Annotated in this window: 17 protein-coding genes and 3 pseudogenes; 9 read left to right on the top strand and 11 right to left on the bottom strand. The window is 59.2% G+C overall.

Annotated features, from left to right (window positions below; genetic code table 11):
* Together RZR99_RS29810 and RZR99_RS29805 are read left to right on the top strand one after the other, a co-directional pair.
* Nucleotides 1-111 (top strand): annotated as a pseudogene (locus RZR99_RS29810) (IS5/IS1182 family transposase); the annotation flags it as partial.
* A gap of 145 nt (nt 112-256) precedes the next feature.
* Nucleotides 257-535 (top strand): porin, encoded by a 279-nt coding sequence (locus RZR99_RS29805; RefSeq protein WP_323123355.1) that lies wholly within the window; start codon nt 257-259, stop codon nt 533-535.
* A gap of 51 nt (nt 536-586) precedes the next feature.
* Here RZR99_RS29805 and RZR99_RS29800 read toward each other — a convergent pair.
* Nucleotides 587-850, bottom strand: a pseudogene (locus tag RZR99_RS29800) (integrase core domain-containing protein); the annotation flags it as partial.
* Between the two features lie 58 nt (nt 851-908).
* Here RZR99_RS29800 and RZR99_RS29795 point away from each other — a divergent pair.
* Nucleotides 909-1,247 carry a porin family protein gene (locus RZR99_RS29795; RefSeq protein WP_323123354.1) on the top strand — a complete coding sequence of 113 codons (339 nt, stop codon included), beginning with the start codon at nt 909-911 and terminating at the stop codon, nt 1,245-1,247.
* Between the two features lie 299 nt (nt 1,248-1,546).
* Here RZR99_RS29795 and RZR99_RS29790 read toward each other — a convergent pair whose 3' ends face one another.
* From RZR99_RS29790 to RZR99_RS29770, 5 genes are all read right to left on the bottom strand, one after another.
* The gene (locus RZR99_RS29790; protein WP_323123353.1) at nt 1,547-2,680 is read right to left on the bottom strand and encodes an amidase; all 1,134 of its coding nucleotides are present in this window, start codon (nt 2,678-2,680) and stop codon (nt 1,547-1,549) included.
* On the bottom strand, nt 2,677-3,225 hold the full coding sequence (locus tag RZR99_RS29785) for a nuclear transport factor 2 family protein (RefSeq protein ID WP_323123359.1): 549 nt from the start codon (nt 3,223-3,225) through the stop codon (nt 2,677-2,679). The genes RZR99_RS29790 and RZR99_RS29785 overlap by 4 nt, the downstream gene beginning before the upstream one ends.
* A 67-nt stretch (nt 3,226-3,292) precedes the next feature.
* Complete coding sequence (locus tag RZR99_RS29780) at nt 3,293-3,679, bottom strand: tautomerase family protein (RefSeq protein WP_323123358.1); 387 nt, start codon at nt 3,677-3,679, stop codon at nt 3,293-3,295.
* 68 nt (nt 3,680-3,747) lie between these two features.
* Nucleotides 3,748-4,248 (bottom strand): aromatic-ring-hydroxylating dioxygenase subunit beta, encoded by a 501-nt coding sequence (locus tag RZR99_RS29775; RefSeq protein WP_323123352.1) that lies wholly within the window; start codon nt 4,246-4,248, stop codon nt 3,748-3,750.
* Nucleotides 4,245-5,522, bottom strand: a complete 1,278-nt coding sequence (locus RZR99_RS29770) for an aromatic ring-hydroxylating oxygenase subunit alpha (protein ID WP_323123351.1) — start codon at nt 5,520-5,522, stop codon at nt 4,245-4,247. The genes RZR99_RS29775 and RZR99_RS29770 overlap by 4 nt, the downstream gene beginning before the upstream one ends.
* Nucleotides 5,523-5,674: 152 nt before the next feature.
* Between RZR99_RS29770 and RZR99_RS29765 the strand changes: the two genes are divergently transcribed.
* The gene (locus tag RZR99_RS29765; protein ID WP_323123357.1) at nt 5,675-6,703 is read left to right on the top strand and encodes a LysR family transcriptional regulator; all 1,029 of its coding nucleotides are present in this window, start codon (nt 5,675-5,677) and stop codon (nt 6,701-6,703) included.
* On the opposite strand, the gene RZR99_RS29760 is transcribed toward RZR99_RS29765, so the two are convergent.
* From RZR99_RS29760 to RZR99_RS29750, 3 genes and pseudogenes are all read right to left on the bottom strand, one after another.
* Complete coding sequence (locus RZR99_RS29760; protein WP_323123350.1) at nt 6,648-7,616, bottom strand: PDR/VanB family oxidoreductase; 969 nt, start codon at nt 7,614-7,616, stop codon at nt 6,648-6,650. The two genes, RZR99_RS29765 and RZR99_RS29760, sit on opposite strands and share 56 nt — an antisense overlap.
* A 144-nt stretch (nt 7,617-7,760) precedes the next feature.
* Nucleotides 7,761-7,853, bottom strand: a pseudogene (locus tag RZR99_RS33595) (IS66 family transposase zinc-finger binding domain-containing protein); the annotation flags it as partial.
* Nucleotides 7,854-7,857: 4 nt separating this feature from the next.
* Nucleotides 7,858-8,127, bottom strand: coding sequence for a transposase (locus RZR99_RS29750; protein ID WP_323123349.1), 270 nt, complete (start codon nt 8,125-8,127; stop codon nt 7,858-7,860).
* A gap of 471 nt (nt 8,128-8,598) precedes the next feature.
* Between RZR99_RS29750 and RZR99_RS29745 the strand changes: the two genes are divergently transcribed.
* On the top strand, nt 8,599-9,759 hold the full coding sequence (locus RZR99_RS29745; protein WP_323123348.1) for a carotenoid 1,2-hydratase: 1,161 nt from the start codon (nt 8,599-8,601) through the stop codon (nt 9,757-9,759).
* A 90-nt stretch (nt 9,760-9,849) separates the two neighbouring features.
* The gene (locus tag RZR99_RS29740; RefSeq protein WP_323123347.1) at nt 9,850-10,923 is read left to right on the top strand and encodes a carotenoid 1,2-hydratase; all 1,074 of its coding nucleotides are present in this window, start codon (nt 9,850-9,852) and stop codon (nt 10,921-10,923) included.
* Between the two features lie 250 nt (nt 10,924-11,173).
* Here the strand turns inward: RZR99_RS29740 and RZR99_RS29735 are convergent, their stop codons facing one another.
* Both RZR99_RS29735 and RZR99_RS29730 read right to left on the bottom strand, forming a co-directional pair.
* Nucleotides 11,174-12,100, bottom strand: a complete 927-nt coding sequence (locus tag RZR99_RS29735) for an alpha/beta hydrolase (RefSeq protein ID WP_323123346.1) — start codon at nt 12,098-12,100, stop codon at nt 11,174-11,176.
* On the bottom strand, nt 12,097-12,585 hold the full coding sequence (locus tag RZR99_RS29730) for a MarR family winged helix-turn-helix transcriptional regulator (protein ID WP_323123345.1): 489 nt from the start codon (nt 12,583-12,585) through the stop codon (nt 12,097-12,099). Before RZR99_RS29730 ends, RZR99_RS29735 begins: the two co-directional genes overlap by 4 nt.
* A gap of 807 nt (nt 12,586-13,392) precedes the next feature.
* On the opposite strand from RZR99_RS29730, the gene RZR99_RS29725 reads away from it, so the two are divergent.
* The 3 genes from RZR99_RS29725 (at nt 13,393) to RZR99_RS29715 (ending at nt 14,607) form a co-directional block, all read left to right on the top strand.
* Complete coding sequence (locus RZR99_RS29725) at nt 13,393-13,641, top strand: FitA-like ribbon-helix-helix domain-containing protein (RefSeq protein ID WP_323123344.1); 249 nt, start codon at nt 13,393-13,395, stop codon at nt 13,639-13,641.
* Nucleotides 13,638-14,057 carry a type II toxin-antitoxin system VapC family toxin gene (locus RZR99_RS29720; RefSeq protein ID WP_323123343.1) on the top strand — a complete coding sequence of 140 codons (420 nt, stop codon included), beginning with the start codon at nt 13,638-13,640 and terminating at the stop codon, nt 14,055-14,057. Before RZR99_RS29725 ends, RZR99_RS29720 begins: the two co-directional genes overlap by 4 nt.
* Before the next feature lie 100 nt (nt 14,058-14,157).
* On the top strand, nt 14,158-14,607 hold the full coding sequence (locus tag RZR99_RS29715; RefSeq protein WP_323123342.1) for a hypothetical protein: 450 nt from the start codon (nt 14,158-14,160) through the stop codon (nt 14,605-14,607).
* The last annotated feature ends 810 nt before the right edge of the window (nt 14,608-15,417 follow it).

The raw sequence follows: 15,417 nt of genomic DNA, 5'->3' as shown, positions 1-15,417 counted from the left end.
TGCCTCCGTATCCGTTTCGAGCGCCGTGCTGATATTCACGGCGCGTTCCTCAAACTCGGCTGCTGCTTGATCTGCTGGAACACCTTGCAGCGGACTCAGCAGTCTTTATGAAACCGTCTCTTAGCAAGCGCCCGTGCGAATGCACCCGCAGACCCGCTCCTCGTCTCCGTGACTGCCAGCAACGATTTTCAGGCCCGCGCGGAAGTTGTTTTCGGGCATGAGAGCCTGCGAGCTGAGGACGGGATGGACCGACCGGTTGAACGGCCGGATCAACGCCGACACGCCGATTACCGGCACACTTCGATCAGCGTGGGAAAACAGCATTTCCCAAGGCAACCGCTGGAGTTTGCGTGGCAGCGACAATCGCGGTGGCGGCCTGTCCACGATAGTCCGCCTCGAGAATGACTTCAATCTGAACACCGGCGCCGCCGGCCAGGGCGGCCGGATGTTTGGCCGGTTCGCCTACGTGGGCTTGCAGAGCAATCAATACGGTACGCCGACGTTTGGCCGACAGGGCGAGGCGATCGGCGATTGAGTCGGCCAGATGTGCATTAGCCGGAACTCGATCTGACATGTAGTCGGGCCGCTAGGGAAGAAGTGGTTGATGAGGAATAAGTTTCTCCTTGGCGAGTTCCAGTGAATCGAGGAAGGTGCGCATCGGCGTCTTGCCGTAACACCATCGCCCCTGATGTTCGCGTTCAGTGTTGTACTGGTCGAGCCACGCATCAAGACCGGTCTGCAAGGCATCGGTCGATTCGTAGATCTTCTTGCGGAAAGCGACGCGATAGAACTCGTTGAACATGGTCTTGTGCAGTCGCTCGACGATCCCGTTGGTCTGCGGCGATCTTGAGCCGACGCTCAGCGCGAAGATCGGCGGGCATGTCACGCTCGACATCGCCGAAATTGTCGTGAGCTACATGATCACGCCGGCACTGCAACTCGGAAGTGCGTACAGCTACAGGCTCGGAAATGTGTCGGCGACCGGGCAGAAGCCGCACTACCACGAGTTCGACGCCAGCGTGGACCACCTTCTCTCGAGGCACACCGATCTGTATGAGACGGCCGTCTACATATGCGCTGGTAGCGGCGCCGTTGCGAACCTCGCGCCAGTTATCACCACGTCGAGTTCGCAGAACCAGGTCGCGTTGCGGGTGGGTATCCGCAGCGCTTCTGACCGACCGTCGGCGTCATCGCATATACAGGCCGTCCTTCACATCCACATCCCAGCAGCGACGTTGGCGAAGTAGATATTGCACGAGGCGAACATCAAGGCGACGCTGACGTGGCCAGCCACGTGCAGCAGGACGCCGAGTTCGCGGAGGTTCAGGTCGATGCAGTGCAGGCACCTGAACTGCCCGATCGCGGCGCGCGGCGATCACACTTACGGTATCAGGGTAAGTTCACATGCGGCAGCGGGCTGCGGATCGCCGAGCAAAAAAAGCCGAACAATTCGTGCATGTCCGATGCGCTGGATGTAGTGCGCGATGCGCAGTTGAGGATGGTAGGTCGCTCGCTCCATGGTGGAGCGGCCGTGCCGGAGCCGGACTCAACTGGCCAGCGCGCGCTCCAGGTACGAGGCGAGCGCGCATACCTGTTCGTCCGCGCCATGACGACCGACAATCTGCAGGCCGGCCTTCAGCGTCGATCCGTCGATGGGGAGCGGCAGGCTCAGCGCCGGGTGGCCGCTCAGGTTGAATGGGCGGATCAGCGAGGACATCGCGATGACGGAGCGACCCCGGTGTGCTTCGTCGATCGTTATTGGGAAGTTCGGTAGGGTCGGCATTACGATCAGGTCGGCGTGATCGAGCGCGCGATCGACTTCCTCGGTGAACGCTCGGCGTACCCGTTCGGCGGCAGCGAGCGCATCGCGGTTGGTATTGGCCGCTGCCCGCAGGCGTGCTTCCAGGTCTGGCCCGAGCTTGCCGCTGCCCACCAGATGGCCGAACGCGTGCGAGGTCTCCGCATTGATGACTACCAGGCCGGCGTCGAAGGCCTCGCCCAGGTGCGCAAGCGCAATCGGGACCGATGCGTTGCCGGCGCGGCGCACTGCGTCGATCACGGCCGTGCTGAACGCCGCGTTGGCTGGCGCGTCGACGATGCCGATCCGCAGTGCAGAGGCCTCGCCTCGTGCCGCCGCTTCGTCGAAATCGCTGGCGATCGCTGCCATCGCGGCAACGAGCGTGTGCATCTCGCGTGCGAACGGGCCGACGCAGTCGAGTGTGGTTTTGGCTGGCACGACGCCGTCGCGCGATACGCGTCCGAACGTCGGCTTCAGACCGATTACACCGCAGCACGCGGCTGGGCCGCGGACCGAGCCACCGGTATCGGTGCCGAGCGCGGCATCCGCGAGCCTCAGGCCGACAGCGGCGGCTGAGCCGCTCGACGAACCGCCTGGAATGCGCGTACGGTCCTGTGGGTTGTCCGGCGTGCCAGTGAAGTCGTTGATGCCGGTCATGCCGAAAGCGAGCTCGTGCATGTTCGCCTTGCCGACGATCCGCCAGTCAGCGTCGAGCAGACGCTGCACGACCGTTGCATGCCGGCCGGCCGGCGCAGTGCTGGCCAGTGCACGGCTCGCACCGGTGGTGGGATAGCCGGCGATGTCGATCGTGTCTTTGATGGCGATCGTCGGGCTGTCGGGCCGGCTGCCGCCGAGCGACAGTGTCTTGATGAAGGTGCTCATGCGGGATCTTTTTCGGTGGTGGGCGGCAGCGCCGCGCGCGGATTGGTTTGCCACGGAGCGTCGAACAGGCGCTCGGTGCGGAAATGTGCGATCAGCCAGCGCGGCGAGCCGGCTTCCGGTACGAAATCAACTTCGAGGCGCGCGCCAATCAGCTCAGCGCGGCCGTCGACGTAGCCCGAGGCCTGCATCATGATCCAACGGCCGGTGGCGCGTTGCGCTTCAGCGTCCACGTCGATCGTCTCGGAGGTGACGAAGTGCGTGTTGGTCGTGAAGTGCGGGGTAGGTGGCAGATAGTGCGACAGCGTCGCCACGATTGCCTCACGGCCGTCGAGCCGGCCGAACTTGTTTTCATGGTGCTTGCCCACGCCTTCCCAGATCGCGTCCGTCGTAAACAGCGCGGCCAGTGATTCGCCGTCGAGCGCGCACGCGGGTACGTCGCAGAGCGCCATGTAGCGCGTGAATGAGCGACGGGCTTCACGTTCGGCCTCGAGAATGGCCAGACGTGCGGCGAGCGCGGCAAGCAAGAGGGGACAATCTTGAGTCATCGAAAGCTCGGGATGAAAGAGGGTGGCCTGGCAGCCGCGCCGCATCGCGGTGCGTCGAGTCGGCGTATCAGCGGCCCAGCGATTTCGCCGTCTTGCCGCCGATACCAAAATCGGTGTTCGGGATGTCCTTGACCATCACGCGTGTCGCATCGAGCGCCGATTCGAGTGTCTCGGCGGCTGTATCGGCCAGAGCGGCGATCAGTGCGCGTTTCTGGTCGAGCGTGCGGCCTGCGATCAGGATCGCGATGATGACTGGCAAGGACGGCTTCGCGCCATCGGCGGCGCGTGTGCCGCCGATGGCGTAATGGCCGCCGGGCAGTTCGTTGAGCAGGATGCGCACTGATTCGGCGGGTGCGCTGATCGCATCGACGGTGGCTTGCGTGAGATTGGCGATGAGCGCGGCCTTGCGCGTTTCGGGCTGGCCGGCGGGCAGATAGACTTCGAGCGTGGGCATAGGGCGAATCCCAGACGAGACAGATAATACGGCGGCCCGCGCGTAGCTCAAGCGGGCCGCCGGGCTGCTTACAGCAGGAAGCCGATCGCGTTCAGTGCTTCAGTCGAATCGATCAGACGGATGACCTTTTGCTCCAGGCGCGGCTCTGCGCCATCGAAGCGCAGCGTATACGCGACATCGGCGGCGAAAATCGTGGTGCTGGCGCGCTTGTAGGCGATCACGACCTGCGCGGAGCGGATCTCGACCTGGTTCGCTTCGGCGTTGGCGAGTGTGAAGCGCGAGACAGTGCGCACGGTGCGCGCCGCATCCGATGCCGATGCCGAGTAGCCCGAGGTCATCCGGTCGACGCGCTTCTCGCGCATCTCGTGATCGTCGTATGCATAGTTCAGCGTTGCCGCGAAATCAGTCGCGGCCAGATCGATTGGCACCACGTAGTGGCCAGCCTCGTCCCACAGCGTTAGCCATTCGCGGTATTCGCGGCGGTCAAGCAATTCGGCCTCGCGCCAGATGAAGCGCACCGCACGCGCGAACGTATCGTCGGAAACCAGCATGTTGTGGTCGTTCATCATGCCTCCATCATCTTGCGCCACTGCGCATAGGCTTCGCGCATGCCGGTTTCGTCGGTCGAATGCGCGGTTTTCTCACCGTTCGGTGCAGTCGTTTCGCGGTTCAACCCGCGGTTCACGAGGATCGGCGTGTTGGGACCGGCGTGCGAGCCGCGTTGTACGCGCTCCCAGGCCTCGGCATCGTCGGGGCTGCCGAATCCGAGCGGCCCCTGGAAGTGCTCGTGGATCCGCAGGCGCACGCGGTTCGCTTCCTCCGGGCCGCCGTCCATCGCGAGTGCAACGTGGCGGATTTCCGTTTCTTCTGCCGAGATCGGTCGCAGCACGCGGAAGAAAGCCATCGACAACGCGAGGTTCGGGAACAGGTTCAGGTTGAAGCCGACGCCCATTAGCGAACGAACGATACAGCGTATTTCCTCGGGCGTGTGCTTTTCCGACAACTGCTTGACCAGATCGTCGAATCGTTCTGACAGCGGCGCGCCATCATCCTCGTCGAGGTCGACGATTTCTGGCACCAGTACAGCGAGGCTGTGACCGTTGCCGAGTGAGCGGCAGAACGCCTTGTCGCTGGTCATGAAGCTGGTGATCACTGCAGCGGTTTCCTCGTCGATCGACTTCATCCACGACTTGTGGACCACCGGGAAGTGATAGAGGTCGGTAGTGTTCTCAAGCTGGATCTTCCAGTTGCCCTTGAATCGGAATTTGTGTTCACCATTAGACTTGATCGAATAGCCGGCGCCTTGCTTCATGAACAGGTCGATCCATGGCTTCGCACCGCCGAGGAAATCCTCCAGCGGTTCGATTTCCTGATTGAAGCTCGCGAAGATCAGGCCTTGGTAGATACCGACGCGCAGCTTTTCCAGTGGCAAGTCGCTCTTTTCGCAGACGCCTTCGTAACCGTCCCCATACGGCAGCGCACGCAGCGCGCCGTCGAGCGCGTACGACCAGCTGTGGTACGGGCAGGTAAAGCCCTTCGCATTGCCCTTGTGCTCCTCGCATACGGTGGCGCCACGATGGCGGCAGCGGTTCTGCAGCACGTTGACAGTACCCGTCTTGTCACGCACCACGATCACCGGTTGGCGGCCGATCGTGGTGGTGCGGAAATCGCCGGGATTCGGTAGCTCGCTCTCGTGGGCAACCCAGATCCAGGTCTTGTAAAAGATGCGCTCGAGCTCGGCCTCGAAGATCTGCGGATCGTAGTACAGGGCCGGGGCGATACGATCGGCTTCTGCGCGCCCGCGCAGCGCATGCGTATCGATGCTTTGCCAGTTTTCACTCATGGTGTGAGGTATCGTGGTGATCGCGGTGGAACGCGAGGGTTGTCGATCGCCAGTTTGTTGCTGTCCGGCGTGTGACGACAGTGTCGATCGATAGATTTCATGCGTCAAATTGATCTAAAATTGTCCTAGACATCAAATCAATGGATATCATGATGCGATCGCTCGATGGGGTTGATCTAAATCTGCTTCAGGTGTTTCTCGCGATCGTCGAGGAGCAGAGCCTGACCAAGGCGGGCGAGCGGCTCGCGCTGTCTCAGCCGGCGATGAGCTATTCGCTGGCGCGACTGCGCGCGCTGTTCGACGATCCGCTGTTCGTGCGCACGCGCCATGGCATGCAGCCGACTCCGATTTCCCAAGAGCTGGCGGTGATCGTCGCGCGCGCGCTCGAAACAGTGCGCGAGGCGCTGCGCTACGCAGAGCGCTTCGATCCGGCCTTCAGCACGCGCGCTTTCCGGCTGTCGCTGTCGGACGCGGGTGAGATGGCGTATCTGCCGTCGATCTGTGAGGAAGTGAACCGGCTTGCGCCGAAGATCAAGATTGTCGTCCAGCCGATGCCGGTGGGTGAGATCGAGGATGCGCTGCGCGCGCGCCGGCTCGATTTCGCGATCGGAAACCTGCCGGAACTGACGGCTCGCACGCGCCATCAGGTGCTGTTCGAGGAAAGTTATGTCTGCATGATGCGACGCCGCGTGCAGGGGCCTGCACGGCCTGCGATTACGCTGGCTGAGTTCGCCGGTGCGTCGCATGTGTTGGTGCGCTCGATCGAGCACAGCCACCATGCTCTCGACGATGCCTTGCGCTCTAAGGGTGTGGCGCGCAATATCGGTCTGGAGATTCCGCATTTCGTGGCACTGCCGCGCGTGCTCACCGTCACCGATTTCGTCGCGACGCTGCCGCGCAGGCTCGCCCAGCTATTTGCGAAGGGTGGCGAATTCAACATCTACGAGCTGCCGGTCGCGATCGCGCCGGTAGGTGTCACGATGCACTGGCACGAACATTTTCACGAGGACGAGGGCATTGCCTGGATGCGCCAGCTGCTGGGCAACATCATGCAGCGCTTCGCGATGTCCGACGCTACGGCTACGGCAGGGGCCGCCGTCGCGCCGGCGGCCGGTCGGTCTGCCGTCAAACGTCGAGTACGAGCCGCTTCGAGCGCGAGCGCGAAACGCAGCAGCAAATGACCTGGTTGCTCGCGCGCTCGGCCTTGCTAAGGCAATGGTCGCGGTGTTCGGGCTCGCCGTCGACGACATCCACGATGCACGTGCCACAGACGCCTTCGCCGCAGGAAGTGTCGATTTCGATGCCGATTTCCGCGAGTGCGCTGACGATCGTCACTCCTTTACCCACCTGCACGATCTGGCCAGACCCGGCGATCTGCACTTCGAAGCTTTCCAGCTCGCTTTCAACCAACGCAGCCGGTTCTGCCGCAAAGCGCTCCAGATGCACCGCGTCCGGGCCGACGATCGCTTCGCTGACCGCTACCACCTTGTCCATGAACGGCCCCGGGCCGCAGGTGTAGACGTGCGTGCCAGCGCCGGCATTTTCCAGGCAACTGCATAGCGCCGCTTCCACGTCGCCGCGCGCAATGCCGAAGTGGAAGTGCACGTGCTGCGCCAGGGAATCCAGCGACAGTGTGGACAGAAAGGCCGCATGGGCTTCGTTGCGCGCGAAGTAGTGGAGCACGAAGGGCGCACCAACGGCCGCGAGCCGATAGGTCATCGACAGCAGCGGCGTGATGCCAATGCCGGCGCCGATCAGTACGTGGGTTTGCGCCTGTTCTGATATCCGGAACAGATTGCGCGGTAGGCCGACGGTCAGTTCGGAGCCAACCACCACGTCGTCGTGCAGCGAGTGCGAGCCCCCGCGCGATTTGGTCTCTTTCTTGACCGCGAACAGTTGCGCGTCGCAGTGCGTGGGGTCGCCGCACAGCGAGTACTGGCGGGTGATGCCCGATGGTGCGATAACGTCGATATGTGCGCCAGGTTCGTAGGCGTCAAACGGGAGGCCATCGAGCCGAACGATGCGGAACGAGCGGATGTCTTGGGCTTCGTCGCGTATTGCATCGACGCGGACCTTGAGAGTGGAGGTTTGCATGGCGAATTCGTGTGAGGAGGATCGGGCGCAGCCGTGCTGTGTACGCGCAACGGCTGCACAAGCATAAATCCCGCACTCGAATTTATAAAATTGATATTAATTTAGACTGCAAATCCAATGAGTTGATATCACCGCACGTGAGTTCACTTTGAATGCCGCGCTCACGTGCGCGAGCTGCTCAGACAGATCCTCGCCAAGCGGGCGCATTGCGCTGCCGCACGTCGGACAGACCCTGTCGGGGTCAATTTCCACTCGGCGCCAACAACTCCGGTGACCTTTCGCGTGACCGGGCACTTGCCGGCGCGACCAGCTCAGCTTGATCTTGCTTGCGTTGGTACTGGGTGATCCACGTCCGAACCAGGTTTGGATTGAGCCCATACTCCATGGCCGTTCGAGCTATCGAGACACCAGGCTTCAGGCACGTCTTTGCGGCTTCGTCGTATTCGCGTTGGCCATCACTCTTACGATCAACGACCAGCCGGACCCGCAAACCTTCCTCTTGTTCATTCATGCACACGTGTCCACGCTCGATCGACATGGACAGGTAGCCTCTGCGATTCAGCCTCGAGGCGAAAGGGTGTCGTTCATTGATCGCTTACGATGATGTCCAGCGGAAACCAGTAGCCCTTGAACGAAACCGGTGCCTCGGCCGGCGGCAGAGCGGTGATAGAAGTTTTCTTCATGCCCCATTATATTCGCCGAATTCTGGAACAATCTGGCAGTACCCTTCCGTTTGCCAAACCATATTCCGAAATTAATAAAATAAATCGTATTTAAATACAAGTAGGAGTTGAATATTACATTTCTATTTCGTACGAAAAATCAAATAACTTAAATGTCTGATGAATTCATTTACCGTCGTTGACTGAGTTGTCATTATTTGTTATTTTTAGTAAAAGATTGCTATTAAATATATAATCCGAGAATATATAAATTATTGACATCAATGATACATGTAACGCGTCATTACACGGAGGTTGGAATGAATGTCAAAAACGTGAAAATCCTCAAATCATGTCTCGATATGAATATCGTCAAAGTATTTGTACAAGTAGGATTAATTTTCTCAATAGCAATCATGGGATCTATCAACAGCCTGGCTGTTGCCGATGAGGTCCCCGTAGTTATTCCGAGAGACGAAGCTCCACACGATGTTTCATTAGAGTGGTGGTACTACACTGGACACCTATCAGGCACAGATATTTTTGGCAAAACGCATTCTTACGGATACCAAATGACTTTCTTCCGTTCGGGGCTGGGGACATTTCCGTTAGCTTCAGCGTATGTGGGAAATCTTGCAATTACTGATTTGAATCGAGGTGTCCACTATAACGACAGCCGAATCAGCATCCAGCCAGATTTGCTGCTCCCCGGCGGGGGCTATAATATCCAATTACTTGATTGGAATTTAAACGGCAAAAATGGAAATAGTCAGATTAGCGGCGGCCTTATTGTTCCCGGAGTGTCATCCTTATCTTCCACCAATTACGGATTGAATCTCAGTATGCAAACACAGGGCCGGGTCGTACTTAACGGTGATCAAGGTGTGATGCCGCCAAATGCCTCTGGGGCTCTAGATTATTATTCGTTTCCGAATCTCAAGGTGTCAGGGTCTGTGAATGATAATGGACTAATTGTACCCGTTACCGGCACTTCATGGTTCGATCATGAGTTTGGTGCTCCCAGCTCAGTTTCAACAGGTTGGCACTGGTATGCTATTGAATTAGCGGATGGTACAAAATATAACATCTCCCTTCTCAAGGATGTTAACAACAAGACCTCGTTGGCTTACGGCACCTACATAAAGGCTGACGGAACCTACAGTCAGATAGATCCAAAGACATTGGCTGATAGCGATGTAGGTCCCACTTGGACCAGTCCTCGTACCGGAGTGACTTATCCGATGGCGGAGATCGTTTCCGTGCCCGGCGGCCAAGTGGTCGTGACTTCTCGCGTGAATGATCAGGAAATGACGTTACTCGGGTCGACATATGCGCCATTGGCGCCGGTCGCAAAATTAGGTGGAATTTCCAATTTAACTTACTCGGAAAGTGATGCCACGGTGACTGGCAAGATCAATGGTGTGACAGTGAGTGGGAAAGCTTACATGGAAATTGTTCCATTTTCCTCGTTGAAACCTTGATATAGATGTATTTAATCTAGACTGCTCGATTGTTATAATGGAGAGCGCGTCGACTCTACAAGCGAAATCACTTACCGATTCAGGTCAGCCATGAACATATCAGCGAAGATTGTAGCATCGCGTGTATTGCAGCAGTTTAGATTATTTGTTCGCTGGAGCATTGGAATTTGTCTATTTTTCGCAGCTACGTTTGCTTCGGCAGTGACTCCGCAAATTTTCATTCCGCAGGATCAAAGCCCTCATAACTCAAGCACCAAAGAATGGTGGTATTATACAGGCCATCTATCTGGCACTGATCCTCAAGGGAAAGTACATAATTATGGGTATGAACTAACCTTCTTCAAAACGGGGGCATTGCCTCCACCACTTGCCAATGGGTATGTTGCAAATTTTGCCGTTACAGACTTGACGAAAAATACTTATCAAAGCGATGAGAGAATTATAGTGCAGCCAAATGTGTTACCGAAAGGAGGAGGGTTCGATATTCAGATGCTCGATTGGAGCATGTCTGGGTTGAACAACAATAACACGATGCGCGCCGCTTTTTCGAATCAAAGCTATTCACTGACCCTCAATTTGACATCGTCAACACAGGCCGTTCTACACGGTGATGGTGGGGTCATCCCATACGGTCCCTTCGATACATCCAAGTATTACTCGTATACAAACCTGCAGACAACTGGGACTATCATCGACCACGGCGTACCTATCACAGTTACCGGTACATCTTGGCACGACCATCAATGGTTCAATGCAGATGGCCAAGTCGGAGGTTGGGATTGGTTTAGCGTGCAGTTGGACAACGGTACTCAATACATGGTATATCTGATACGCGATATCACCGGAGCAATTGTGCAGAAGGTCGGTACGCAAGTGAACAAGGATGGTAGCTACGCCGCTCTGGATTCTCGGCTCTTGGGAGATACAGCGTTGGGAACATGGACCAGCCCTGTGACCCTGCAGACATACTCCAGCGGCTGGCTACTGATGGTGCCAAACGGTCAACTCACGATTCAGCCCCAGAAAGTCAACCAAGAAGTCCTGTCACTTCCCCCCGAGCCTCGTTATTGGGAGGGAGCTAGTACGGTTTCGGGCGTGATCGACGGCATACCTGTGAAAGGAGTGGGGTACACCGAAATCACCCCGCCGCAAGTGTTTCCGTGACCGTAAGCGCTCGACACGTACCGTCTGTTCATGAGGGCGTGGCACAGGCACTCTGATTCCCGTCAGATTGAGCTGAACCCCGAAGGTTGGACTCCGATAATGGATCGCTTACATATAATCGGCTGGCACTCCCGGATTTCCACCCCACGAAGAAATCTAACCTCTTGAATCATAAGGATTCTCAGCATTTCTGGGGTTGGACGTGGAAGGCCGCGTTGCAGTGACCGCTTGAATCCGAAAGCGCCAGGGCTCATATGGCTGCCGCTATTTCTGCTTTACGGCCGACGTGTTGCGTGAGAAACAACGCAGCACGGTCGAGCGCCTGGTCGGCTTCCTCCAGTACGCCGTTATAGCCCTGAAAAACATGCGGCACGTTCGCGGTGACATCAAGGATGACATCGACCTCGGCGTCACGCGCCCGCGCCGCGAGACGCGTTGAGTCATCAAGCAGCAACTCGTTGGTGCCGACCTGCAGGAGGACAGGCGGGAAACCCGTAAGGTCCGCAAAAACGGCCGGAGAAAGCAATTCCTGACGGGGGTCCGCACCGCCGAGGTACATGTCGCCGGATGCACGGAAGCTTTCGCAGGTAAAGAAGGGATCAATCCCGTTCTTGGCGTCTGCACTTTCCCCGGTACGGGTAAAGTCAAGCCCCGCCGAAAACGTCACGATTGCTCCGGGTAGCGGTAGACCCTCGCTCCGGGCCTTGAGACAGGATGTGACGCACAGCCCTCCGCCAGCAGAGTCTCCGGCGAAGGCTATCGACGTCGGCGCAACGCCCTGGTCGAGAAGTGCCCGATAGGCCGCCACGCAATCCTCGATGGCAGCTGGGAAAGGGTGTTCGGGCGCCAACCGGTAGTCAAGCGAGAAGGATCGCATGCCGGTCCTCACGACCAGACTTGCCGTCAGCGGCATCCCGGTCTCGGGCGATCCCATCAGGCAGGAGCCACCATGGAAATAGAGGATCGTGCCCGGCCGCGCGCCCTGTTCGGCTTCGACCAGCAGTGCGGGGCGGGTGCCCAGGGTCGTTGAACAGCTATGCGTACCTTTCGGCACCCGCATCGTGGCCATAAACGCGGCGAAACCGGCCCGGATCTGCTCGATGGATCGATCAGATGACGCCGCCACCTTGGGTCGACCAAGCTCTGCCTTGATACGTTCACGCTGTTCACGACTCATTTGATGCTCCCATTGTCTGTATTGCCGCCTTCGGCGATATTCCGAAAATCGTCGTGCAACTCGATCAACTGGTTCGTAATCCTGACTAGTGCGTCGGGGCCGAAGCGCTGGTCCATCTGCTCTGCCGTCGCCTTCCATGCAGCCGTGACGGCGTCATAGACGTGCCATCCTTTCCCAGTCATGGTGACGATCCTGGCGCGCCGATCGCTGGGGTTGTCGACAAGTTCGAAATACCCTTCGATGGCCATCTCCGTCACGATGCGCTGAACCGACTGGCGAGTGACGCCCACCTGCCGCGCCAGAGCCGATACCGTGGCGCCGCTGGTTGCCTCGATCGCACCCATAACCTGCCACCGCGCGCTCGAAAGACCGAACGGTCTGGTGATGACGTCGCCCGCTGCAACGACAGCACCATAGAGGCGGAAAATCTCGCCGATCAGTCGATCGACGGCGTGAGCGTTATAACTCGTCACTTTGTTCGCCATATTTGACAGTATGCTGTCAAAATGAGAGGGGCGCAAGGGCTTGCTTCCTGACGTTGAAAGTACCTCCTTGAGCGCGGTTTGCCGGTCAGGGGGCGCGACAGATGCCGGAGATCGCCACCGGCGGCTGCAGACCATCAGAAGACACTCGATCGAGCCAGCTGGTGCAGGAGCGCTAACGCGATCATCGCGATCATCGCGTGAGGACGAGCGCCGAGCAGCTGCAGGGGTGCCTTAAAGTCTAGCTGATTAGGCAGCAACGTGAGGATGAGGCCGAGGGGGCGGGGTCAGCGTGCGGGACACGTGAGCGAGCCAGACCGGACCGTTCTACCTGGCGCGAGCTCGGCCTGACGCCTATACTCAAAACGCGTCTTGACCTCCCCGGAATGGACGTCATGTAACAAGTGTTGGAAGGCGGCCGCCGTGGTTGGGCGGCCGTTTTTTTCGGCGGGCCAATGTTGAAGCAGTAGTGACGGCCATGACGGAGGCGCCGACCTACCACCCATACCGCGTCAGCGGTTTGGTTCAACTCTCTGCTTATCTGGAATAGCGATTTTCCTCGTCGTTTTCAACGCGACGGGATTGATTTCCTTGTCAACCCCGTCAAGCGAGGGACTCCGTATGTGTGTCGCGATGAACATATATATGACCCTATTTATTTTGGATGCATCGTTGATTGCAATGGCGGCATTGATTATAATGAATTCGCTGCAACCAGCGGAGTCCCGATACGGGCAGGGCCGTGATCAGCGCCGCCCGGTGCCGACGTTGCCGGTTCCTTGAACCCTTCACGATGATCCAGGAGGACCCATGGCCGCCATGACCATTCGTAATCTCGACGAACCCCTGAAAACTCGACTGCGCGTGCAGGCCGCGCGCCACAATCGCTCGATGGAGGAAGAAGCCCGCGACATCCTGCGCAGCGCACTCGCTGTTGAACCGTTGCAGGGCGACACCCTGGTCGATGCGATCCGCCGGCGCGTGGCGCCCTTGGGCGGCGTTGACCTTGCGCTGCCCTCACGCGAGCCGATCCGCGAACCGGGGTTCGACGGCGCATGATCGTCCTCGATACCAACGTCCTCTCCGAGCTGCTGCGGCCGGTCCCGGATCCGGCCGTGCTGGCCTGGTTCGGCCGCCAACCTCGCGCGGCGCTGTTCACGACCACGCTGTCGCGCGCCGAAATGCTGTACGGCGTGCAGCTGCTGTCGGCCGGGACACGGCGCGTGGGCTTGGCCGTCGCGCTCACGGCGATCTTCGAGCTCGACTTTGCCGGGCGCGTGCTGGCGTTCGACTGGGATGCCGCTGCCGACTATGCGGACATTGCCACCGCGCGCAAGCGGGCGGGGCGGGCGATCAGCCAGATCGATGCGATGATCGCTGCGATCGCGCGTTCGCGCGGCGCGACGGTCGCCACCCGCAACGTGAAGGATTTTGTCGACTGCGGGGTCGACCTGAATGATCCGTGGGCGGCCTAGCTCCGGATTCGCGAGGACGGCGCCTGGGCGTCCGCCTGGGCCGACATCAATGAATCCCGGGGTAACGTCCCGCTCGTTGCCCCTGCGCACGGAGACTGCTATGCCACCCCAGCGCGCGCGCGGTCGCAAACCGCGTTCGAAAATCTTGCTACTGCCGCTGCCGACCGCGCAGGTTCAACGCTTGCAGCTCAAACACCACGTGGCCCTGGCCGCCGTGCGTGATGGTCACGGTGACGTTGCGCAGATCGGGACGCTCCTGAACGCGCTGTACTTGGCGTTCTATTTGCGCGACGTCACGGGGGAGACGGACCGGACGCTCTACCCACGCGCCGACGCGGTTCTTCGGGCGTATATGGCGCGCGCGATCAGCGGCGACTGGCGCCTGGCCGATGACGAACGCGTCGTGCTCGAGCAGTTGCTGGTGGTCCACGACGCCCAACTGGCTGCGGTTCCCTTGCATCGCTTCGCCGATGCCTGGGATCGTCTCAATGCCTTGTCCGAGTCGGGTGGCGATTCGCCGATTCCGGCGCCCGTTGGCGGAACACCATGAGGTTACGACTCACCCCCACCCATTTCGCGCTCTATCGGGCGTATCTAGAAGGCGTCGATGACGCGATCCTGCACCGGACCCCTATGGGGCGGCCGGCGCCGGCCTGGTCACCACCCGGCAGCTGATCGCGACGATCCGTGACGCGCTGGCAATCGCCGCGCGGCGCGCCCACGACACCCAGGCGGCGCACCTGCTGTTGAGGTACGCTAATTCTGCTAATGGCGTCTGTATCAGGATGTTTTCGGAGAGGCGTTGTCNCCACCCGGCAGCTGATCGCGACGATCCGTGACGCGCTGGCAATCGCCGCGCGGCGCGCCCACGACACCCAGGCGGCGCACCTGCTGTTGAGGTACGCTAATTCTGCTAATGGCGTCTGTATCAGGATGTTTTCGGAGAGGCGTTGTCGATGTTCACTCACGCAGTGTAGTAGCCGCTCTATGTTCCGTGCCTACGAAAGTGGCTGATTCCCAAGCAGAAGGAGTATAGCCGCGACGGTCGTCTGGCGGTCGCAGACTGCGCTTTCGGTAATTTTGAGCATGCCGATTCACATGTCAGCCTGATCCACTGGCATTAGCACAATCAACGAACCCTTGGGACGCGTTGGCAGAAATAGTGAACGGCCGCTCAATATCAATATATGTCGCATGAAGGCCACAGCCGGGTGGGTCGCGCGATAACCCAGAGGATTTTTAGCGAAGCGGAGGCGGCAAAGAAGAATGGTCGCAGGCACGGCATAGATGCGCCTCCGCTTCGCTAAAAATTCGTTGAGCTAAACCGCTCCGCGAGCGCCGGCCGCTATGGGCATTGAAT

The sequence above is a fragment of the Burkholderia alba genome (genome assembly GCF_034721475.1).
Classification (GTDB): Bacteria; Pseudomonadota; Gammaproteobacteria; order Burkholderiales; family Burkholderiaceae; genus Burkholderia; species Burkholderia alba.
Note: the sequence above shows the minus strand (reverse complement) of the source record. Positions and strands in the feature narration are given on the sequence as shown.